At 66.4% G+C, this 20,347-nt stretch carries 16 protein-coding genes, 1 tRNA gene and 1 pseudogene; 8 read left to right on the forward strand and 10 right to left on the reverse strand.

Translation table 11 applies throughout. The features are described 5' to 3' along the window. The first annotated feature begins 477 nt into the window (after positions 1–477). From Q0S71_RS01915 to Q0S71_RS01925, 3 genes are all read left to right on the forward strand, one after another. Positions 478–810 carry a hypothetical protein gene (locus Q0S71_RS01915; protein ID WP_295990518.1) on the forward strand — a complete coding sequence of 111 codons (333 nt, stop codon included), beginning with the start codon at positions 478–480 and terminating at the stop codon, positions 808–810. A gap of 69 nt (positions 811–879) precedes the next feature. After that, complete coding sequence (locus Q0S71_RS01920; protein ID WP_295990521.1) at positions 880–2,154, forward strand: hypothetical protein; 1,275 nt, start codon at positions 880–882, stop codon at positions 2,152–2,154. A gap of 67 nt (positions 2,155–2,221) precedes the next feature. Then, entirely contained in the window at positions 2,222–2,821 is a 600-nt protein-coding gene (locus Q0S71_RS01925) for an ankyrin repeat domain-containing protein (RefSeq protein ID WP_295990523.1), read from the forward strand. Between the two features lie 24 nt (positions 2,822–2,845). On the opposite strand, the gene Q0S71_RS01930 is transcribed toward Q0S71_RS01925, so the two are convergent. The 6 genes from Q0S71_RS01930 to Q0S71_RS01955 form a co-directional block, all read right to left on the reverse strand. Beyond that, positions 2,846–4,417 carry a tyrosine-type recombinase/integrase gene (locus Q0S71_RS01930; protein ID WP_295990528.1) on the reverse strand — a complete coding sequence of 524 codons (1,572 nt, stop codon included), beginning with the start codon at positions 4,415–4,417 and terminating at the stop codon, positions 2,846–2,848. Positions 4,418–4,493: 76 nt separating this feature from the next. Next, positions 4,494–4,570, reverse strand: a tRNA-Met gene (locus tag Q0S71_RS01935). 64 nt (positions 4,571–4,634) lie between these two features. Then, complete coding sequence (locus Q0S71_RS01940; protein ID WP_295990531.1) at positions 4,635–5,798, reverse strand: class I SAM-dependent methyltransferase; 1,164 nt, start codon at positions 5,796–5,798, stop codon at positions 4,635–4,637. Between the two features lie 295 nt (positions 5,799–6,093). Beyond that, positions 6,094–7,125, reverse strand: coding sequence for a hypothetical protein (locus tag Q0S71_RS01945; RefSeq protein ID WP_295990533.1), 1,032 nt, complete (start codon positions 7,123–7,125; stop codon positions 6,094–6,096). Positions 7,126–7,209: 84 nt separating this feature from the next. Further along, positions 7,210–7,422, reverse strand: a complete 213-nt coding sequence (locus tag Q0S71_RS01950) for a hypothetical protein (protein ID WP_295990537.1) — start codon at positions 7,420–7,422, stop codon at positions 7,210–7,212. 58 nt (positions 7,423–7,480) lie between these two features. Further along, positions 7,481–8,176 carry a putative metalloprotease CJM1_0395 family protein gene (locus tag Q0S71_RS01955; protein WP_295990541.1) on the reverse strand — a complete coding sequence of 232 codons (696 nt, stop codon included), beginning with the start codon at positions 8,174–8,176 and terminating at the stop codon, positions 7,481–7,483. A 178-nt stretch (positions 8,177–8,354) separates the two neighbouring features. Between Q0S71_RS01955 and Q0S71_RS01960 the strand changes: the two genes are divergently transcribed. Next, positions 8,355–8,510 carry a hypothetical protein gene (locus tag Q0S71_RS01960; RefSeq protein WP_295990543.1) on the forward strand — a complete coding sequence of 52 codons (156 nt, stop codon included), beginning with the start codon at positions 8,355–8,357 and terminating at the stop codon, positions 8,508–8,510. Positions 8,511–8,562: 52 nt separating this feature from the next. On the opposite strand, the gene Q0S71_RS27355 is transcribed toward Q0S71_RS01960, so the two are convergent. The 4 genes from Q0S71_RS27355 to Q0S71_RS01975 all read right to left on the reverse strand — a co-directional run bounded on the left by Q0S71_RS27355 (position 8,563) and on the right by Q0S71_RS01975 (position 16,447). Beyond that, the gene (locus tag Q0S71_RS27355) at positions 8,563–9,057 is read right to left on the reverse strand and encodes an SbcC/MukB-like Walker B domain-containing protein (protein WP_367185265.1); all 495 of its coding nucleotides are present in this window, start codon (positions 9,055–9,057) and stop codon (positions 8,563–8,565) included. Next, a complete protein-coding gene (locus Q0S71_RS01965; RefSeq protein ID WP_367185266.1) occupies positions 9,054–12,332 on the reverse strand; it encodes an AAA family ATPase in 3,279 nt (1,092 codons plus the stop codon). The genes Q0S71_RS27355 and Q0S71_RS01965 overlap by 4 nt, the downstream gene beginning before the upstream one ends. A 25-nt stretch (positions 12,333–12,357) precedes the next feature. Then, a complete protein-coding gene (locus Q0S71_RS01970; RefSeq protein ID WP_295990545.1) occupies positions 12,358–13,632 on the reverse strand; it encodes an exonuclease SbcCD subunit D C-terminal domain-containing protein in 1,275 nt (424 codons plus the stop codon). 106 nt (positions 13,633–13,738) lie between these two features. Then, positions 13,739–16,447 carry a diguanylate cyclase gene (locus Q0S71_RS01975; protein WP_295990547.1) on the reverse strand — a complete coding sequence of 903 codons (2,709 nt, stop codon included), beginning with the start codon at positions 16,445–16,447 and terminating at the stop codon, positions 13,739–13,741. Positions 16,448–16,699: 252 nt separating this feature from the next. On the opposite strand from Q0S71_RS01975, the gene Q0S71_RS01980 reads away from it, so the two are divergent. The 4 genes and pseudogenes from Q0S71_RS01980 to Q0S71_RS01995 form a co-directional block, all read left to right on the forward strand. Beyond that, positions 16,700–18,022, forward strand: coding sequence for a crosslink repair DNA glycosylase YcaQ family protein (locus tag Q0S71_RS01980; RefSeq protein WP_295990551.1), 1,323 nt, complete (start codon positions 16,700–16,702; stop codon positions 18,020–18,022). Further along, positions 18,019–19,002 (forward strand): DUF2804 domain-containing protein, encoded by a 984-nt coding sequence (locus Q0S71_RS01985; protein WP_295990553.1) that lies wholly within the window; start codon positions 18,019–18,021, stop codon positions 19,000–19,002. The genes Q0S71_RS01980 and Q0S71_RS01985 overlap by 4 nt, the downstream gene beginning before the upstream one ends. A 29-nt stretch (positions 19,003–19,031) precedes the next feature. After that, positions 19,032–19,808, forward strand: coding sequence for a CoA-binding protein (locus tag Q0S71_RS01990; protein WP_295990555.1), 777 nt, complete (start codon positions 19,032–19,034; stop codon positions 19,806–19,808). Further along, positions 19,715–20,347 (forward strand): annotated as a pseudogene (locus Q0S71_RS01995) (GNAT family N-acetyltransferase); the annotation flags it as partial. The gene Q0S71_RS01990 and the pseudogene Q0S71_RS01995, both read left to right, overlap by 94 nt.

Genomic DNA, 20,347 nt, shown 5'->3' on the forward strand with positions numbered 1-20,347 from the left:
CCGCTCTCGCGCCACCGCGCCACACGCACCCGCCATTGCTCCTCTCGCTCCTTGTTCCCCATCACCATCTCCATCTCCAAAAGTCGGAGTCTGGGCAAACCGATTAAGGTTTTGAAGATGGGCGGGCTGGACGCTTACGTATAACCTCTCCCGTCTCCTTGTCAACAATGCCGACCCGTGCATTGGCGATTGCGTTCTTGCTCGTGCTGCGTGTCGTCTGCTTCTCTGCTTGCATAGTGCCTCCGTTTGTTAGTCATCCCGTTGGATGACTTGGTCATCTCAAACGATGACAGCGAAGTCAAGTTCTCCTATGAAAAATAATTCCTTCTTATGTGTATGGAGAGAGCGGCTTCGCACGCTCTGAATCCATACCCATCCGACCGATGGCCGCTGTCGCTGCCATCATTCCTTGCCTGAGACCTTGACCATCAAAGGCGCGGTGGTCATCGTGGAGCGATGACCAACCGGGAGCCGCTGATGCACACACCAAACCAACCCAGCCCCATGCTGAACGCCATCGACCTGATGCGGACCAATATTGATGAGCTGGACTTGTCGGAGCTTGACGCCCATGCCACCGAAGTGCTCGACACCATCGCGGCATTGAATGACTACGTCAACGGCCCGCTGCATAAGAGCCACAACGCTTTGCTCTATGCGATGCAACTCAATCGCAAGCTGTGCTTGCACATGGCCCGGGTGAGGGATTTAATCAACGCCCGCAAGGCGGCGTTTGCCTTGACGAGGACTTTGCAAGCCTCCGGCAGGACCGACGCTTATGAGACCGAGGCGAAGCCGCCGGTCGAATAAGCATAGTCGGTCTCTACGCTTGTGCTTTTCGCTCTTGACCCTGCCGTTTGACTCTGGTTTTCTGGCTGCATGGGATTCCAGTTTCTGCACATCGAGGGCTATGCAAGGTCTGCGGGAAAGGGCAAGGCCGGTGGGCACACCGTCGCCTCCATCCTCGCAGAAGCGTCCCGCGAGCCGGACGCTTGCCCGCACATCGCACAGCCACAGGCGCCGGTCCTCTTGTTCGGTTGTCCGCTGGCAGACGTTGCGGCAGAGGTCGAAGCGTGGACCGAGTCGGCACGCGATGGCATTGGCCGCAAGCTGCGAAAGGACGGGCTGTGCATGCTCGGCGGTGTTGTGTCGGCGCCGGACGACATGACGCAGGAACAGTGGGAAGCAATGAAGCGGGCGACGCTGGATTACCTGAACCACGATGGACGGTTGTTGTCCGTCGTCGAACACGGAGAAGAAAGCCATAGGCACATTCACTTCTATAAAGTGGCCGGAGCTGGGGAGCGCTTTGAGACCATCCATCCCGGCCGTGCTGCCGCCAATGCCGCCAAACAGGCCGGGGCAGCCAAGGGGACGCAGAACGCGGCATACATCAAAGCGATGCGTGCCTATCAGGACGATTTTTTCGCGGAGGTGGGGTGTCGGCATGGACTGACCCGACTAGGGCCTGCACGCCGCCGCCTGACGCGTTCCGCATGGCAAGCTGAACAGCAGGCCGCGGCAGCGAGTGGCGCGGCAATGGCAAAGGCCGATGCGATGACGGCGGCAGCGGTCGAGTGCACGACAATCGCCGCAACGATCTGTGCCGAAGCCGACGCGGCCAAGGCCTCCGCACTGGCCGCTGCCGACATCGCTAAAGCGGAGGCCGACAAGGCGACCGCCGCGCTGACGCTGGCGCAGCAACGGCAAAAATCCAATCAACTGGTCGTTGCGAAGTGGACGCAGGAGCGGGCGGTCATGGTCGCGATGTCCAAAAAGATCGAAGTCGAGAAACAGTCTCTTGATGCGTTTAGCAAGACGGGGGCGAGGATCGGGGCGTTCATTGGGGCGCTTGCAGGGCGGGCCGCCGATGCGCTCGTTGCCGTCATGGCAGGACACAAGGCGAAGGAGGCAGCAACGGCCAAAGCCTTGCAGCTTGCACTGGAAGCGTCCGCGAACGAGACCGCCCGCAGATTGGCCGCAGAGCAAGCGGCGAAGGCGGTGGCATGGCAACGGGATGCTATCAAGGAGGCAGCGAGCAAGGCACAACGCGAGGCAGAGGCCGAGCGCCAAGAACTGGCGAGCGTGATCGAAGCGCTGCAACCTGCGCGGCCTCTGACGCAATCGATCCCGACGACACGCCCACGGCTATAAGCAGGCGTCGCAGCATGTGCCGTTGCGAATCGCGCTCACACATTGTCGAAAATACTATAATAATGTGTTGAAGGATTTCGATGATAACGGGGATCGTGCGATGACAACGAGGGAAGAGAAAAACCGGAGAGTAGCGGCCGCGATTGAGCGAAAAGTGGCGATGAATAATTTCATGCTGGCCTTCAACGTAGCGAAGGACGGCTACGCGGATGAGTTCAAAGTTTTTTTGCCTGTCTGCGACTTCAATCTTCAATCCCATCCCGACATGGGCATGACGCCATTGGATATTCCCGCCATGTTGATTGGACGGGCGCGCGGGGAAGACCCCTTTATTTCGCACGCGGTTGATATCGTTAGCCGTATGGTCAGCGAAAATGCAGACATACGTAGCCCTCGGTATAAAGATGGGTATACCTTGCTGATGGCCGCAGCAATATGCGGACGCAGGGAGATTGTGGAAGCCTTGCTGCCCTACAGCGACGCCCTTCAAAAAAATATCCGGGGCGTCACCGCAATTGACATTGCGTCGGAATACGGGCAACAGGAAATTGCAGAGTTTATCAAGGCCTCAATTTTGAGCGACAATGAAAATGATGAATTAAGCATGTTGGTTGCTGACCCCGGCGTGAGCGGAACAAAAACGATTGATGATCGCCCCTCACGTTAAAGCGGGCCAGCAGACCGCGATATATTAGGATGCTTCGCTGGCGGCCTTGTCCTTCGCCGCCTCCGCTTTTCGCTTCTTCGATTTCGCCCAATTATCCTGATTGGCGACGAACGCGCCGAAGCGTCCGTTGTAGGCGAGCGATGGAATGTCAATCGGCCATTTCAACGTATCGACAATGGGCTGTAAATCCGGCAGGTCGCGGACATAGCCCAAATGCACCTCATCACTGTCGCTCCGTTTATGGCCGACGATCTTCATCACCTGCGGCGTATTGGCTCCGTTGTTCGCCATCGCCGTGATGACGTTCACGCGGAACGAATGGAAGCTCGTGTGAGGCGCTTTGATGTTGAGAATTCTTTGATGTTCCAGCATCGCCGCCGACACGTCTTTTGAGTAGGAATTATTGATCAATAAGCAGTGCGGGAAAATTCGCTCGGCTCCCGCGCTCCGACACTCATTGACGTAATCCAAAAAGCCGAGTCGTTGCAGCGTCGCACAGATCGGCACGTTGCGGATGCCGGCAGTGGTTTTGCTTTTCGGGACGAAAATATAATGCAGGCCGTTCGCCGTTTTACGCACGTCGTCGGTTCGTATCTGCGTCGCTTCGCTAATACGCATCCCCGTGAATATGCCCAGCAGCGGCGCCCAAAACAAGTCCGGTGCGGTCATAGCCTTGCTGTATTTTTCCGCGTCAAAGAAGGTTTTTAATGCCTCGTCGGTAAATGGCTCGTAGGGTTCGGTTTTCTTCTTGCGTTCCTCTTTCGTGAGGATGAACAGGCCCGATACCGGATTCTCGTTGGTAGCGGTATAGGCGCCATGCGCTATCGCGTATTTGAGAAAATTGTGGATCGTCATCAGCTTGTTGTCGATGGTCTTGGCCTTCTGCCCCTCTTTGAGCAATTCGCTTTTGTAGCCGACGATGGCCTCTTTATCGACAGCGTTCGCCATGACGGTCTGCTGCTTGTAGGTCGCGGCCTCAACCTCCAACAGCGCTTTCTTCTGCATGTTCGGCGTGTTTTGATGTGCCGCCAGCCAGTGGGCCACCGATTTGACGTGGCCGAATCGCCGCCGCAAAAAATCCTTGATGTGGTAGGCCTTGCCGTCCACGGTGCGGGTTTCATTTTTTGCCCCGCTCTGTTCGAGCCATTGGTCGATGGCTTCCGGGAGCGGTGCGGAGTTGAGCGGGGCCGCCGTTGCCGTAGGCGTCAGCGTCGGCGGGAGCGGCGGGGGCGGCATCGTGTCCGAAATGAGCGGGCGGTGTTCCGGTTCGATCATACCAATCTGGTCGATCTTGTCCAGCATCGCTATGGCTCGGGCATGCTCTTCGGCACTGCCGTCCGTTTTGATGGTGGTGCCGTTTTTGAGGGCGATCTCGTAGCGGCGTATGGCGTCGAGGTCGAAATTGAAATCCGAAAGCTTGGGGTTGCTCATGGCTCGGCACCTCTCAATATTGAGATTCAATTGCAGAGCAAGAATATTAGCAGTAATAGAACATTTTGTGCGAAGACTGACGCGGGTTTCGACGCCAGCGGCCTTGGTGCGGAAATAGAACACGCCGCAGCGGTTGACGTAGAGTCGTGGGGTCTTGATGTGCATAGGTGGCTCACTAAGTGGCACACCGGAAAATGAAAAATCCGTTGATCTCCCTAGGGAAATCAACGGATTAGCATTTTGGTTGCGGGGACAGGATTTGAACCTGTGACCTTCGGGTTATGAGCCCGACGAGCTGCCAGACTGCTCCACCCCGCGTCTGTGCGGCGAATTATACAGGCGGGGTCGGCATTCCACAAGGGTCAATTAAAACGAGCCGACATCAGGCCGCGGCGAGGCGCCACAGCGACGTCACTTCGGCGGCACGGGCCGCGTGCAGCGGGTCGGCGGCGTCGGCGGCGCGCGGGTGGGTCGGCTTGATGTCCTGGCGTTCCAGCACTTTCAGGCCGCCGGCGGCAATCCATTCCAGCAGTTCGGCGCGCGGCCGCAGGCCGAGGTGTTCGGCCAGGTCGGACAGGATCAGCCAGCCTTCGCCACCGGGCGTCAGATGCGCGGCCAGGCCGCCGAGGAAGCCGCGCAGCATGCGGCTGTCCGGATCGTAGACCGCGTATTCAATCGGCGAACTCGGACGCGCCGGCACCCACGGCGGATTGCACACCACCAGCGCCGCGCGGCCGTCCGGGAACAGGTCGGCTTCGAGCAGCTCGACCTGGCCCTTGACGTCCAGGCGCGCCAGGTTCTCGCGCGCGCAGCTCAGGGCGCGCTGGTCCTGGTCGGTGGCGATCACGCGGGTGACGCCGCGCTGGGCCAGCACCGCCGCCAGCACGCCGGTGCCGGTGCCGATGTCGAAGGCGAGGCGGGTCGCGTGCGGAATCGGCGCCTTCGCCACCAGTTCGACATACTCGCCGCGCACCGGCGAGAACACGCCGTAATGCGGGTGGATACGCGCATCGAGGACGGGGATTTCCACCCCGGTGCGGCGCCATTCGTGCGCGCCGATCACGCCGAGCAGTTCGCGCAGCGTGGCGATGAACGGTTCTTCGCCGCGGCCGTACGCTTCATTGCAGGCCAGTTGCACCTGCGGCGCGCGGCGCAGCGGGATGGTGTAGTCGGCGTCGAAGGGGATCAGCAGCATGGCCAGCGTGCGCGCGCGCTGCGACTGCGCTTGGCGGTGCAGGTGGAACGCTTCGGTCGGCGTGGCCGGCGCCTTGGTCGGCTTGGCCTTCTTGCCTTGCTTGCCCTGGTCGATGCGGCGCGCCAGCGCTTGCAGCAGCTGGCGCGCATTCTGGAAGTCGCCGCGCCACAGCAGCGCCGTGCCTTCGCTGGCCAGACGGAAGGCGGTGTCGGCGTTCATGCGGTCGTCGGCGATGGCGACGCGCTTCGGCGCCGGCATGCCGCTTTCGGAGCGCCAGCGGGCGCTGTGCTGGATGTCGTTTTCGGTCCAGTGGATCAGCTGCGGCGCCGTGACGGCGGCGACGGCGCTCATCGGGTCACCTGCGCGGGGTGGAAAGAAAACGGGGAAAAGTGTGCGGACATGTTAACAATCGAAAGGAAGAAGGGAGCGGCCCGCGCCGCCGATAGGTGAAACATCGGCGCGGCGGGGCGTTGTGGTGGCTCTATTATACGTGGCGTCCGGATGGCGCGGCCGCGTCGGGACGGCTTGGTTCGGCGCGGGTGGAGGCCCAGGCCACACCCAGACCGCAGTCAGACCGTAGTTAGGCCACAGTCAGACCGCAATCAGGCCACTGTCGGAGCGCCATCATGCCGATGTTATGTTGCTATCAGGCTGCGGCGGTGGCCGTGTCGGGCGAGCTTGCGTTCGCGGTCGCGCTAGATGCGGCGGCCGTGGCGGGCGCATCGGCGGCGGGCGTCGCGGTGGCTGCAGCGCCGCTGCCGCCTGCGCCGGTTGCATCATAGGAGCCGGCCAGCGATTTGGCGTTGCCATTGCTGGTGGCCGGCGCGTAAATATCAGCTTCTTTGATGCTGTCGACCAGTTTGAGCAGCCGCAGCGACAGGGTTTTGAACGGATCGGCGATGCTGTCGGCCGCGCCGCCGTCCGACTTGCCGGAGCCGCTGCCGGAGTGCTGCTGAACATTCGTTTGCAGTTGGCGGCCGATCAGCTGGAACAGGTCGGCCAGACCGCCGCCGAAGTCGATATTCGGTAGTTGTATGGTCGGCAGGGCGCTGTTGTCCGACGGGGAAGCCGCAGCGTCGCCGCCGCTGTTGGCCGCCGGCGCGCCGCTCTGTGCCGGCGCCGCGGCCCCGCTGTCGGCGGCGTTGTCCGGCGCGGCGGCGCTGGATGCGCCGCCGTTGCTCTGGCTGACGCCCGCTTCGATCTTGTCGTCGTACTGGACTTCGATTTCAAAGTCGAATTTGCGGCCATCGGTCGTGGTGATGGTGCCTTTGCCGATGAAGTGCGAGCTGTCGCTCAGGCCCGCCGCGACGCTGTCGGTGCTGCCATTGGCGCCGGCGCTGTGCTGCGCGGCGATGGCGAACGAGGAGGAGGTGTCCAGGCTGACCGAGTCGAAGGACACGGTATCGCCTTTGGCGGCGTCGCCCAGCACCTGCTGGGTAAAGCTGGTGAGCAGGTTCTGCGCGAAATCGACCGTGGCGCTGCCCAGCGATGCGGCGCGGTTTTGCAGGATCGCATCGGTCGACAGCGATACCGGATCTCCGCCGCTGCCGCCATCGGAGCCGCCGCCCGTCGTCGCCCCCGTGTGTGCGCGGCCGCTCTTGCCGGCGTTGGACTGGCTGGCGAGAGGGTAGGCCGGCGTGTGCGCTGCGCGGGTGCCGAGGGAGGACAGTATGGACATGGCGGTTTCCTGTAACGATAACTGTATTTACGGCAGGCGGCGCCGCTACTTGAGGCGCGGCGGCGGAATCAGCGAAACGAGTGCTTAATGGTGGTGCGACCAGCTGCCGACCGGGGACTCCAGGTAAGACTGGACGGCATCCTTGTCGCCGGTGGCGTGGCGCTTCAATTCGCCACACTGGCACAGGCCCTGGTAAGGCTGGATATGCGAGCAGGCCGAGGTTTTTTGCAGATAAACCTGGACCGCCTTGGAACATTTGACGCATTTGAAGGTGAGGCTGCGTGCTGCTTTGAACATGGTGTGACCTGACTGATAAATAAGGCGAAGAGGGGATTTTATCACCGCCCTCCGCTTGTCATGCGTAGGTGTCGAGGGTCGGCGCCGGTGCCGACTGGGCTCCGTAGGCCCGATTGACGCTGCTGGCCGCGCTGGTTTGCGCCGGCGCCGATGGCGTTTGCGATGCCGACGATGTTGGCGATACCGATGATGTTGGCGACGCCTGCGATGCCGATGATGCCGATGAAGCGTCGCCGCCCGACCCCGCATCCGGCCCCGTCGCCGGCGCCAGATCCTGCGCCAGTGCGGCGCGCGCCTGCGCTTCCAGTTGCTGCGCCTGGACGGCCACCGCCCGGTCGGCGCCCGACGGATCGGCCGGCGCCAGCGCCGCCGCCTCGATGATGTGGGCGCGGGCGATGGTTTCCTGCGGCGTGCGGCCTGGCGAGGTGTCGATCTGAACTTCGCCGCCGATGGCGTAGGAGACGCCGTTCGGCCCGCGCTCGTAAGTGTAACTGGGGCCGGACGTGGCCAGTCCGCCGGCGGCCGCCAAATGAGCCTGTTCGTGCTGGCGCACGTCGGTGTCGCGCGCCTTGAGTTTGGAAATGAGCGCGAGCGCCTTGGCGTCCAGCTGCAAGCTGGTGGCCGAAATGCCGGAAATGGCGGTGGCGCCGGCAACGGCCTTGCCGCCGTCGACGGGCTGCGCCCGCGCCAACACGGTGCTGGTCGTTGCCGGCACCGCGACGGCGGGAGAGGAAACAATGGCGCTGATGTTCATGGCGAGGAACGTCCCGGTCACTCGAAAACGTCGGACTGCCTATATTTACATCAGATGATAGCAAATTTGTCCAGCCGGCGCTGCAAGCTATTTGCAGGCGCACGTCAACTGAAGTGGCGCCGCCGCGTTTGTGGAACTGGGACGCCAGTTGTTCCCACTTTCTGAAAGAGGCCGCACCATGGAGCAGAAAAAGCAACCAAGCAAGGAGTCGGTCCGACTTTGGCTGCAAGCGCGCATCGAGGAACGGCGCCCGCCGCCGGACCCGAAGCAGATCCGGCGCGAACTGGGGTGGGAACTGGTGCGGCTGGAACGCGGCGAAATCATCTACCGCTGACGATGGCCGCAATGCCGGCGCGCGCCGATGCCCGAAGGCCGGCGCGCCGCCGTCACTGCACCGTCACCACGCTTTTGCCGCCGGCCGATGGCTGCACCAGGATCTTGGTCGCGATCCGCTCCGTCATTTCCTGCACGTGCGAGATCACGCCGACCTTGCGGCCCATCGCCTGCAGGCCGTCGAGCGCATCCATCGCCACCCGCAGCGTTTCCGCATCGAGGCTGCCGAAGCCCTCGTCGATGAACAGCGACTCCACCCGCACCCGGTTCGACGACAGCGACGCCAATCCCAGCGCCAGCGCCAGCGACACCAGGAACGATTCGCCGCCCGACAGCGAATGAACGGAGCGCATTTCGCCGCCCATGTCCTGGTCGCGCACCAGCAATCCGAGCGACGGGTTGGCCGGATTGTTGATGCGTTCGAGCTGATAGCGCCGCGCCAGATGGTTCAGATGCGCGTTCGCATAACCGAGTAGCACGTCGAGCGTGAACTGCTGCGCGTAATTGCGGAATTTTTTGCCGTCGGCCGAACCGATCAAATCATTCATGCGCCCCAGCGCCGCTCCATTTCTTCCTGCCGCTCGATTTCGGCCAGCATGGCCTGGGCGGCGTGGCGCCGGGCGTCGTCCTGGGCGATGCCGAGACGGTGCGCGGTGGCGACATCGTGGGCCTCCTTGCGCTCGGCGGCCAGCGTTTGCAGCGCGGCATGCAAGGTGTCGGCCGTGTGCGCGCCGGCCTGCGGCGCGGTGAGCTGATGCTGTTCGCGCTGGCCCTGGCGCTCCTTCCACACCGCCAGCGCGGCGCCGGCAGCATGGTCGATGGCTTGCAAAGCGCGCCGTTCGGCGCCGATGGAGTCGCCGGAAAGCGCCAGCAGCGCGCGCAATTGGTCCATATCGAACAGGGCCTGGCCGGACGGGCGCTGGCGGAAATCGGCCAACCAGTCGGACAGGGCCTGCGCCGCCGCAGCGGCGGCCAGTTCCAGCGCGGACCGCCGATGGCCGGCCTGCGCCAACGCCTCCTCCAGCCGGGTGCGGGCCTGCGCCGCCTGCTCCGCCGCGCCGTGCTGCGTTTGCAGGCCCGCCTTGGCGAGGTCGATGGCGGCCAGTAGTCCGGCTTCGATGTCGCGCACCTCGCGCCCGTCCCACAAGGCCAGGCGCTCGCCTTGCGTGGCCGCGAGCGCGTCGTCGGCGGCGCGGAAGGCGGCGTGGGCGGCGCTGGCGTCGTGCGCGGCCTTGGCCTGCGCTTCGGCCAGCGCATGACCCTCGATGTCGATGGCGGCGGCGGCGGCGGCCCGTTCATCGTAGGCGCCGCGCTGCGCCAGCCACTGTTTGCTCTCGGCCTGGCGCGCCTCGTGGAAGCGCGCCGGCCCCGCGCTCCAGTCGTCCTTCCAGCCTTCGGTCGGAATGTCGCCGCCGCTGAAGGCCGCATCCAGATCATCGAGCAGGGCGCTCATTTGCAGCGCCACTTCGATGCGCTGCTCATCGAGCGCCTTGTGCTCCGCGCCGATCTGGGCCAGCGCCGTCTGCGCGCCCGAGGCCACTTCCTGAAGCCGCGCATGTTCGGCCGCCGTGCGGTCGCAGGCCGACTGCGCCTGGTCTTTCGCGGCCGCCGCGTCGTGCATGGCGCGCTCCTGGCGCTCGACGTCGCGCAGGCCGGCCTGCGCGCTCGCCAGCTGCGCGTCGAACCAGCCGGCGCGCAGCGCTTCGTCGTCCGGCACCTCGGCGTCCGTCTCGAGCAGCGCGTGGCCGCGCCACGCCAGCGTCACCCGTTCCAGCGCTTCATGGCCGGTGCGCGTTTCGGCGGCGATGGCGGTCAGCTGGGCGATGCTGGTCTGGGCGCTGCCGCGCTGCGCCGCCTGTTCGACGACATTGTCCTGCACCTGCTGGCGGCACTGCGCGTGGTCGGCCTGCAAGCCGGCCAGCATCGCTTGCAGCACGCCGTCGTCGTGGCGGTAGGGATGGTCGTGCGCGCCGCAGACCGGGCAGGGCGTGTCGTCTTCCAGCGTGGCGCGCAGCGATTCGACATTTTCCGCGCACGCCGCCTGGGCGATTTTCAGCGAACGCTCGGCCTGCGTGAAGGTGGCCATGATGCCGATGTGCTCATGCTGCGCCTGCGCCAGCAGCGTTTCGGCCTGCTGTTTCGCCAGCCGCAGCTGCGCCGTCTGCGCTTCGAGTTCGCGGCTGCGCCGCTGCCGGCTATCGAGTTCGATCCAGATTTTTTCCGCGCCGGCCAGCAGGTCGCGCCGCTGTTCCAGCGCGCCGCGTCGGCCGCGCAGCGCCTCCGGCGAGAACGCCGACCAGGCCAGCATCGCCGCCTGGCGACCGGCTTCCAGCGTTTGCAGCGCGCTTGCGGAGGCGGTTAGCCGGGTGCCGGCATCGGCGGCGTCGGCGCGGTGCCGCTCGGCGTTGTGCTGCACCCGCGCCAGCGCGCGCGTGAGCTTTTCCGCCTGTGCGGCGGCCTGGCCGGCCTGCACGAACAGCACGTCCCAGCGTTCCCACGATTGCGCCATCGTGCGCCAGTGTTCGTGCCGCGCCAGCCAGTCGGCCGCGCTTTGCTGCGCCACGTTGAGCTGGCGGCGCTGCTCCTTTTTCGCCTTCAAGGCCGTTTGCGCCTGCGCCTCGGCGCGTCCGGCTTTTTCGTTGGCCGCCGCCGCGCCACGGTGGGCCGGCAGCATCGCCTCGATGCGCGCATCGAGCGCCCTGGCCTGATTCAGTTGCGGCGCCGCCGTCCGCTGCGCGGTTTCGGCCTGCTGCAATTGCGCCGCCGCCTGCGCCAGCGCGGCGGCGCTGTGTTCCTGCGCCAGCGCCGCTTGCGCCGCCGCCTGCGTGCTGGTGACGATATCGGCCTGGATGCGCGCCAGGTCGGCGGCGTTGCGGCTGATGTCGTCGGCCAGCGGCCGCGCTTCCTGCACCGCTTCCACGCGCGCCAGTTCGACGCGCCGGTCGGCGCTGGCGTCCACCTCGGCCATGCTGGCCTGCCATGCCTGCTGCGCCAGCTGTTCGTTCTGGGCCAGCCTGTCGGCTTGCTGGTGCCAGCGCAGTTCCTGCTCCAGCACGGCCTTGTGCTGGTCGACGGCCGCCAGCGCGGCGTCGGCGGCGGCGCCGGCCGCTTCGAGTTCGGTGCGTTGTTCCGCCGCCAGCGGCTTCTGGTCCGACAGGCGCGCGTTCAGCCTTTGCAGAGTGGCTTCTTCCAGTTTAAAGCGGGCATATGCCCGCATTGAAATCTCGGTGTAGACGGTGCTGCCGGTGAGCGTTTCGAGCAGTTCGCCGCGTTCGTTGTCTTCGGCCTTCAAAAAGGTGGAGAACTCGTTTTGCGCCAGCAGCACGGCGCGCGTGAACTGCTCGAACGAGAGGCCGATGCGCTTTTCGATTTCGGCCTTCACTTCGGTCTTGGTGCCGCCTATCGGCTGCAGCGCCGGCAGCAGGTGCAAGCTCATGGCTGTCGGTTGCAGCGCGCCCTCGGCCCGCGTGCGCGAGCGCCGCACGCTCCAGCGCGCGCGGTAGGCGGCGCCGTCGTTGCCGACGAAATCGACTTCGGCGTAGCCCTCGGCCGCGCCGCGCCGCAGCAGGTTGCGCGTGTCCTGCGACGAAATCGTTTCGGCGCCGACGTCGGGCAGGATGCTGCGGCCCAGCGCCTTCAACAGGCGCGGCGTGGCGTCGTACAGGGCCAGGCAGAGGGCGTCGAGCAGGGTGCTCTTGCCGGCGCCGGTCGGGCCGCTGATGGCGAACAGGCCGCTCGACTTGAGTGGCTCCTGCTCGAAGTCGACACCGAATTCGCCGGCCAGCGAGGCCAGGTTTTTACCGCCAATTTTTAAAATCTTCATACTTTATGTGGGACAGGGATGGGGTTCATACGCGGTGCAGCATCAGTTCCGCGAAGGCGCCCAGTTGTTCGGACGGCGCCGCGTTGCCGAATTTTTGCAGGTAGAGCCGCTGGAAAATATCGTCGGGCTTGAGCTGGTCCAGCTGGTCCAGCGTCAGCGTTGGATCGACGGCGGCACTGCGCGGCGCGCTCGACGTTTCTATCTTCGCCAGCCGCAGCGGCTTGCCGTCCAGCGCCGCCTCGATGCGCGCGCGCAGGCCCGGCTCCGGCGCGTCCAGCCGCACGCGCACCTCCAGCAGCGGCTGCGCTTCCGGCGCGGCGTCGGGATAGTCGAGCGCCGCCAGTTCGGCCAGCACCTGCGCCAGCGGCGCCGGCCTGGCCGGCACCCGCAGCAGTTCGACCGCGCGCGGAATGGCCAGCGGCGCGATCTCGCGCACGGCGTCGCTATCGAGGTCGACGCGCAGGATCTGGTGGCGGTAGCCGACTTCGGCGAACGACAGCGGGATCGGGCTGCCGCAGTAGCGGATATGCTGGCGCTGGCCGACCGCCTGCGCCAGATGCAGGTGGCCCAGCGCGGCGTAGGCGATGGCGGCGTCGAAGATCCCGGCCGGCAGCATCTCGGTGCCGCCGATGACGATGCGGCGTTCGGAGTCGTTCGACATCTGGCCGTCGACCATGTGGCAGTGGCCCATCGCGACGATGGCCTGGCCGGGCCGGCGCCGGGACAGCGCCAGCGCCAGCGCCTGGCGGTACAGCAGCGCGATGCCTGCCAGGTAGGGATCGGCCGGCAGGCCGGCGGCGGCGCCCGGCGCGGCGTCGGCGGCGGTGGCATCGGCATCGATGGCCACGCGCGGCACGTCGCCCGGCCGCAGGAAGGGCACGGCCAGGCACCACGCTTCGACCTCGCCGCCGCGGCCCGTCAGCGGCAGCACCAGCTGCTCGACGTCGATCTCGCCGTCGGCGCGGCGCGGCACCGCGCCGACCACGCGCGTGCCGTGCATTTCCAGCAGCGGCGCGGGCGCCTCCAGCCGGCCTGGCGAATCGTGGTTGCCGGCGATGACGATCAGGTTCAGGTGCGGCACCCGCGCCCTGGCCTGTTGCAGAAAACGGTACAGCTGTTTTTGCGACGCCGACGAGGGGTTGGCGTTGTCGAAAATGTCGCCGGCGATCAGCAGCGCGTCGGCCTGTTCGGCGACGAGGGCGTCGAGCAGCCAGTCGAGGAAGCGCTGGTGTTCATAGGCGCGGTCGTAGTTGTGGAGGGACTGGCCCAGATGCCAGTCGGAGGTGTGCAGCAGACGCATTGGGGTGGACTATGATGGTCGATGAAGCCGGCCTGGCGGCCGGGAAGCGCTCAATATACTGCAAGACGGCGCGGCGCGAGTTGATCGCGGCGCAAGGCGCGGCGATTCAGGCCGCATTCGGCGTCGCTTGCGGCGCGGCCGGGGCGGCGGGCGACGGCGCGGTGGACAATGCCGCTTGCGGCGGGCCGGCGCGGTAGGTGTTGCGGCCGGCCTGCTTGGCCTGGTACAGCAGCATGTCGGCGCGGTTGAGCAGTTCGGCCGCTTCGATTTCTTCGCCGCCGTAGAAGGTCAGGCCGATGCTGGCCGAGATGTTGATCAGCAGGCTGCCGATTTCAAACGGCGCCTGCATGGCGGTGACGATTTTGCCGGCCAGCGTGGCCGCGTCCTCGACCTTGTTCACGCGCTCCATGATGATGGTGAATTCGTCGCCGCCGAGGCGGGCCACGGTGTCGCTGGCGCGCATGGTGTGGGTCAGGCGCGACGAAAACGCCTTCAGCAGCGCGTCGCCGACGCTGTGGCCATAGGTGTCGTTGACCGGTTTGAAGTGGTCGACGTCCATATACATCACGGCGATCATGCTGGCGTTTTCGCGGCAGGCGGCCATGGCGTCGTTGAGTTTTTGCAGGAAGCCGGCGCGGTTGGTCAGGCCGGTCAGGGCGTCGATCTGCGACAGCTTGAGCAGGCGCTGTTTTTCGCGCTTTTGCGCCGTGATGTCCTGCCGCATGACGTGGAAGCCGACCACGGTGGCGTGGTCCTCGTCGAACTGCGGTATGTAGTTGACCTCGAACACGCGGTCGTAGCCGCAGCTGTCGTCCTCCTCCTCGAAGCTGACGACCTGGCCGCGCAGCGCGCTCTTGATGTAGGGCTGAAGGAAGGCGTAGCGCGCCTCGCCGACGGTGTCGCTCACGGTGTGGCCGCGCACCTGCAGGTCCTGTTCGCAGAATTCGCGCTCGTAGGCCAGGTTGTGGAAGCGGTAGATTTCGTCGAAGTCGATGTAGGCGATCATGGCCGGCAGCGTGTCGGCGATGGTGCGCAGGCGGGCCTCGCTTTCGCGCAGCGCCATCACCGATTTGCGCACCAGGGTGATGTCGTCGACGGTGCCGACGTAGCCGTCGATATGGCCGTCGATGACGATGGCGGCGACCTTGAACGAGATCCAGACGATGGTGCCGTCCAGGTGCACGCAGCGCAGCGTGTTCTGGAACGGCAGCTGGGTCTCGGTCAGGTGCTTGAGCGCCACGGCCAGCACTTCGCGGTCGTTCGGATGGACCGCGCGCATCCAGGCGTCGCCCAGCGCTTCGGCGCGCGTCAGGCCGGTGATGGTTTCAAAGGTGCGGTTGACGTAGGTGCAGTGGCCGCTGGGGTCGGCGTGGATCAGGCCCAGTGGCGAGGCGTCGTTCATGGCCGCCAGTTCGGCCTGTTTCTGGCGCATCGCCAGTTCGGCCTCCTTGCGTTCGGTGATTTCGCGGGTGGTGATGGCGACGCCGTCGGCGATGGCGACGATCTGGTGGTGCAGCCAGCGCGGCCTGGTTTGTCCGGGCGCCGGCGCCAGCGTGAATTCCTCTTCCAGCGGCACGCCGCTGGCCAGCACCCTGGCGTATTTGGCGATGAAGCCCTGTTCGCGCCAGGTCGGCAGCAGTTCGCCGATGCGCTGGCCCAGCACCTCGCCGCGCGGGCGGCGCAGCAGGCTGGCGCCGCGTTCATTGAGGTCGACGAAGATGAAGTCGTCGACCGCCGCCAGCTTGCCGCCGCGCTCCCTGGGACGGCAGGCCTTGAGCAGGAAGGTGGCGTCGAGGCTGGCGTCGGAGGCGGCGCGCTGGCGCTGCTGGGCCTCGATGGTGGTGCGCATGCTGCGCCGCAGCCGCACGCTTTGCTGCATCATCAGCGACACGAATATGAGCACGATGACCGAGGCCACGCTGACGGCGCCGTAGTACATGCGGCGCTGGCGCTCGTAGCGTTCGAGCGCGACGTCGGTGCTGATGCCGACCACCGCCATCAGCGCGTAGCGCGGCAGGTCGCGGTAGCTGTAGACGCGCCGCACGCTGTCGAAGGGGCGGCTCAGTTGCAGCTCGTCGGGCGCCAGGTTGGCCTTGGCCGGCGCGCTGAAATCAAGGGCGTCGCTGATGACCAGTTCCTCGTTCAGGCGCCCGGTCGACAGGCCGGTGTCGCGGCTGATGAGCAGCACCACGCCCTGGTCGTCGACGTTCAGGCGGTCGTAGTCTTCGACGAAATAGGCCGGGTCTATCATGATGGCGACGGCGCCGGCGAAGTGGCCGGCGCCGTCGTTGAGGCGGCGCGCGATCTGGATCATCCACTTCTTGGTGCGCGCGTCGAGCACCGGCGTGGTCACCAGCGGCGCGTCCTGGTCGTTGCCGGACAGGGTCTGGAAGAAGGCCTGCTTGCCCAGGCCGGCCGGGAACACGCCGTGCATGGCGTCGACCGTGTCGCCGCGCGCGTCGAGCAGCACGATGGGCAGGTCGAGTTTCGACGGCAGCAGGGAGTCGAGCAGGCCGCCGGGCCGGGTGAATTCGGGCAGGCGCAGCGCGCCGTCGGTTTCCTCGTATTTGAGCTTGAATAACTGGGTGGCGTGCTCGGTCTGACGCAGGATGTGGCTGGAATGCTCGGACAGCGTGCGCGCCAGCGACTGGCAGTGCAGCACCGCGTCGTAGTGGGCGTTGTCGCGCTCCAGGCCGACCTGGTAGATGGTCGTCGCCCACATCGCCGCCAGCAGCGCCAGCGCAAACACGGGCAGCAGTATCACCCGATAGAGTTTGCGCAGGAAGCGGACGGCATGGCTGGTGGATTTGATCAATTGGGCGCGGGCCTGCAAAATTCATCGGAAGGGCCGGCACGGCCGCTTCCCCATATTCTGCCCTTAAAAGCGGTATTTGAGTTCCAGATTGCGAAAAATATTCGGGCGGCCGCCGTCGGCGCGCACCGGCAGGCAGGATGCGATCCGGCGCCGTGGCCCGTTTTACGGCGCATGGCCATCAAGCTCCGCCCCCGTATTAGAATAGGCAATCGCCATGCTGGCCGTGGCGCCCATATCAAAAGGATGCTGGCGTTGACCGAACTGACTTTGAGCCTGGCGGCGGCGCGCGCGCTGCACCTGGCGGCGCAGGGATTGCTGCAACCGCGCCGCCGCAAGGCGCGCAAGGACGATGTGCTGGCGGCGATCCGGCACATGGGCGTGCTGCAAATCGATACCATCCACGTGGTCGCGCGCAGTCCCTATCTGGTGCTGTGGAGCCGCCTGGGCGACTATCCGCAGGCGTGGCTGGAGCAGCTGCTGGAGCAGGGCGCGCTCTACGAATACTGGGCCCACGAAGCCTGTTTCGTGCCGATCGAGGATTATGGCCTGTACCGCCACCGCATGCTCGATCCGTCCGCGATGGGCTGGAAGTATTCGGCCACCTGGATGCGCGAGCGGCGCGCCGACGTCGACGCCATCCTGGCCCACATCCGCGAACACGGACCGGCGCGGTCGGCCGATTTCGAGCGCAGCGACGGCCAGACCGGCGGCGGCTGGTGGGGCTGGAAACCGGAGAAGCGTTCGCTGGAAGTGCTGTTCACCACCGGCGCGCTGATGATCGTCAAACGCCACAACTTCCAGCGCATCTACGATCTGGCCGAACGGGTGCTGCCGCACTGGGACGACAGCCAGCTGCCGGCGGCGGCGGCCACGCAGCGCGCGCTGGTGCTGAAGGCGGTCAAGGCGCTGGGCCTGGCCAGGGCCGGCTGGATCGGCGACTACTTCCGCACCAAGGCGCCGCGCCTCGATCCCGAAACGCTGGTGGCCGAGGGCGCGCTGCTGCGGGCCCGGGTGGCGGGCTGGGACGACCCGGTCTACCTGCATCCCGACCACGCGGCGCTGGCGCAACAGGCGGCGGCCGGCGCGCTGTCGCCGACGCTGACGACCATTTTGTCGCCCTTCGATCCGGTGGTGTGGGACCGCCGGCGCGCGCTGGAACTGTTCGGCTTCGACTACCGGCTGGAGTGCTACACGCCGGCCGCCAAGCGCCGCCACGGCTATTTCGTGCTGCCCATCCTGCGCCGCGGCGCGCTGGTGGGACGGGTCGACGCCAAGGCCCACCGCGCCGACGGCGTGTTTGAATTGAAGTCGCTGTCGCTGGAGCAGGGCGTGCGTGTGAGCGAGCGTTTTGTGCGCGACATCGCCGCCGCCTTGCAGCGCTGCGCCGGCTGGCATGGTTGCCCGCAGGTGCGCGTGACGGCGGGTACGCCGGCCGCTTTCGTGGCGCTGTTGACGGCGGCGCTGGCGGCCGATCCAATAGCGGAGCCGATGTCGGAGCAGGCATCGGAGCAGACATCGGAGCCGGCGTCGGCCCAAGCGTCCGCCCGGGCGTCGGCCGGGGAGCGCGCCGCATGATGCTGCCGCCCGCGCCGGACGATGTCATCGACGCCGACGGCCAGCCGCGCTTCGGCCGCTACGCCGGCCAGACCGGGCCTATCGACTGGAGCGCGCTGGCCGCGCCGTATGCCCGCAAGCGCCTGTGGCGGCGCTTCCATCACAAGCGCTGGCATTATGTGGCGCTGGCGACCGAGCACATATTCTGCGCGGTCGCCATCGTCGACCTGGGCTGGGCCAGCACCGCCTTCGCCTATGCCTTCGACCGCGACGACGGCGACATGCTGGCCAATTTTTCGCAGGATGGCTGGCCCGGACGGTCGGCGCGGCTGGCCGACCACGCCGGCGGCGCCAGCCGCTTCAAGACGCGCCGCAGCGCCATCGATATCGACGCCGACGGCGACTATCGCCTGGCGCTGCGCTGCGACTATCTGGAAATCGACGCCGAATTCGGTGCCGGCGCCGCCCCGCTGCTGCTGGCGACGGGGCCGATCGCGGGCGGTTCGGTGCACGCCACGCAAAAGTCGTCCGGCCTGCCGCTGACGGGCCAGGTGCGCACCTTCCGCGAGCCCTACGACCTGGCCGGCGGCGTGGCCAGTTTCGATTATTCGAACGGCCTGCTGGCGCGCGATACGGCGTGGCGCTGGGCTTCGGCGCACAATCTGGAACTGGGCTTCAATTTACAGGCCGGCTATTTCGGCCCCCGCGAAAACGCGCTGTGGCTGGACGGCCAGGTCCACGCGCTGGGCCCCGCGCATTTTCTTTTCGACGCCACCGATCCTTTATCGCGCTGGCATATCTTCACCGAAGATGATTTACTGGAGCTGCATTTCACGCCCGACGGCGCGCGCCGCGACAACAAGAACCTGGTGATCGCGGCCAGCCGCTACCTGCAAGCGATCGGCACCTTCAGCGGCTGGGTCAGGAGCGGGCCGGACGAACCGAAACGCATCGTCACGCAGCTGGTCGGCGTGACCGAGGACCATACGTCGCGCTGGTGAGCGACCCACCGCTGTGAGGAAACCGCGCCATGAGCACACGCAATCTGCAAGGCCTGTTTAATCCGCGCTCGGTGGCGCTGATCGGCGCGTCGTCGCAGCCGGGACGCATCGGCACACGCGCGCTGGCCAACCTGGCGCAAGGCGGCTACGGCGGCGCGCTGTGGCCCGTCAATCCGAAATACGACGCGCTGCTCGGCATGCGCTGCTACGCCAAGGTCGCGGCGCTGCCGGCGGCGCCGGAGCTGGCGATACTGTGCACGCCGCCGGCCACCATCGCCGGCCTGATCGCGGAACTGGGCGCGCGCGGCACCCGCGCCGCCATCGTCATGACGGCCGGCCTGGGCGAGTTCAAGGCCGGCGGCGGCAGCGTCAGGGACGCGATGCTGGCGGCGGCCAGGCCGCACCTGCTGCGCATCCTGGGGCCGGGCAGCGTCGGCCTGCTGTCGCCGGCCGCCGGCCTCAATGCCAGCTTCACCCACATCGGCGCCGGCGCCGGCAAGATCGCCTTCGTGTCGCAGTCGGGCGCCATCGGCGCGGCGGTGCTGGACTGGGCCAGCCTGCGCGGCATCGGCTTTTCGCGCTTCGTGGCGATGGGCGAGGGCGCCGACATCGATTTCGGCGACCTGCTCGACTACCTGGCCGACGACGCCGCCACCAGCGCCATCCTGCTGTGCATGGAGCACGTCGGCTGCGCGCGCAAATTCATGTCGGCATGTTGCGGGTCCATTCCACCGAGGAGCTGTTCGACGCCGTCGAGACGCTGGCGCGCGCCAAGGGCCAGCGCGGCGAGCGGCTGGCGGTGCTGACCAACGGCCGCAGCCTGGGCTTGATCGCGTCCGGCGCGCTGATCGACGGCGGCGCGCAACTGGCGCAGCTGTCGGCCGATACGGTGGCGCGGCTGGCGCGCCTGGGACCGACGGCGGCGGCGCCGGCCAATCCGCTCGATCTGCTGGCCGACGCGCCGGTCGCGCGCTACGCCGGCGCGGTCGAGGCGCTGCTGCGCGAACCGCAGGCCGACGCGCTGCTGTTTCTGCACGCGCCGACGGCGATGGTGGCGAGCGCCGAAATCGCCGCCGCGCTGGCGCCGCTGATGCGGGCCGCGCCGCGCAATGTGCTGTCCTGCTGGCTGGGCGGCGGCGAGGTGGCGGCGGCGCGCCAGCTGTTTTCCGACGCCGGCCTGCCAACCTACGACACGCCGGAAAAAGCGGTGCACGGCTTTTTGCAGATCATGCAGTACCGGCGCAACCAGGCGCTGTTGATGGAGGTGCCGGCGCAGCTGCCGGCGGCCGCCGTGCCGCAGCGGGCCGTGGCGCGGGCCGCCGTGGCGGCGGCGCTGGCGGCCGGC

This window comes from Rugamonas sp. (assembly GCF_025354735.1).
Classification (GTDB): Bacteria; Pseudomonadota; Gammaproteobacteria; order Burkholderiales; family Burkholderiaceae_D; genus Rugamonas.

Coding starts and splice junctions, on each gene's coding strand:
- Q0S71_RS01930 (WP_295990528.1), bottom strand. CDS start 4,417: ATGCACATCAAGACCCCACGACTCTACGTCAACCGCTGCGGCGTGTTC.
- Q0S71_RS01950 (WP_295990537.1), bottom strand. CDS start 7,422: ATGTTCAAAGCAGCACGCAGCCTCACCTTCAAATGCGTCAAATGTTCC.
- Q0S71_RS01970 (WP_295990545.1), bottom strand. CDS start 13,632: ATGCGTCTGCTGCACACCTCCGACTGGCATCTGGGCCAGTCCCTCCAC.
- Q0S71_RS01920 (WP_295990521.1), top strand. CDS start 880: ATGGGATTCCAGTTTCTGCACATCGAGGGCTATGCAAGGTCTGCGGGA.
- Q0S71_RS01965 (WP_367185266.1), bottom strand. CDS start 12,332: ATGAAGATTTTAAAAATTGGCGGTAAAAACCTGGCCTCGCTGGCCGGC.
- Q0S71_RS01915 (WP_295990518.1), top strand. CDS start 478: ATGCACACACCAAACCAACCCAGCCCCATGCTGAACGCCATCGACCTG.
- Q0S71_RS01960 (WP_295990543.1), top strand. CDS start 8,355: ATGGAGCAGAAAAAGCAACCAAGCAAGGAGTCGGTCCGACTTTGGCTG.
- Q0S71_RS01985 (WP_295990553.1), top strand. CDS start 18,019: ATGATGCTGCCGCCCGCGCCGGACGATGTCATCGACGCCGACGGCCAG.
- Q0S71_RS27355 (WP_367185265.1), bottom strand. CDS start 9,057: ATGAATGATTTGATCGGTTCGGCCGACGGCAAAAAATTCCGCAATTAC.
- Q0S71_RS01940 (WP_295990531.1), bottom strand. CDS start 5,798: ATGAGCGCCGTCGCCGCCGTCACGGCGCCGCAGCTGATCCACTGGACC.
- Q0S71_RS01955 (WP_295990541.1), bottom strand. CDS start 8,176: ATGAACATCAGCGCCATTGTTTCCTCTCCCGCCGTCGCGGTGCCGGCA.
- Q0S71_RS01945 (WP_295990533.1), bottom strand. CDS start 7,125: ATGTCCATACTGTCCTCCCTCGGCACCCGCGCAGCGCACACGCCGGCC.
- Q0S71_RS01990 (WP_295990555.1), top strand. CDS start 19,032: ATGAGCACACGCAATCTGCAAGGCCTGTTTAATCCGCGCTCGGTGGCG.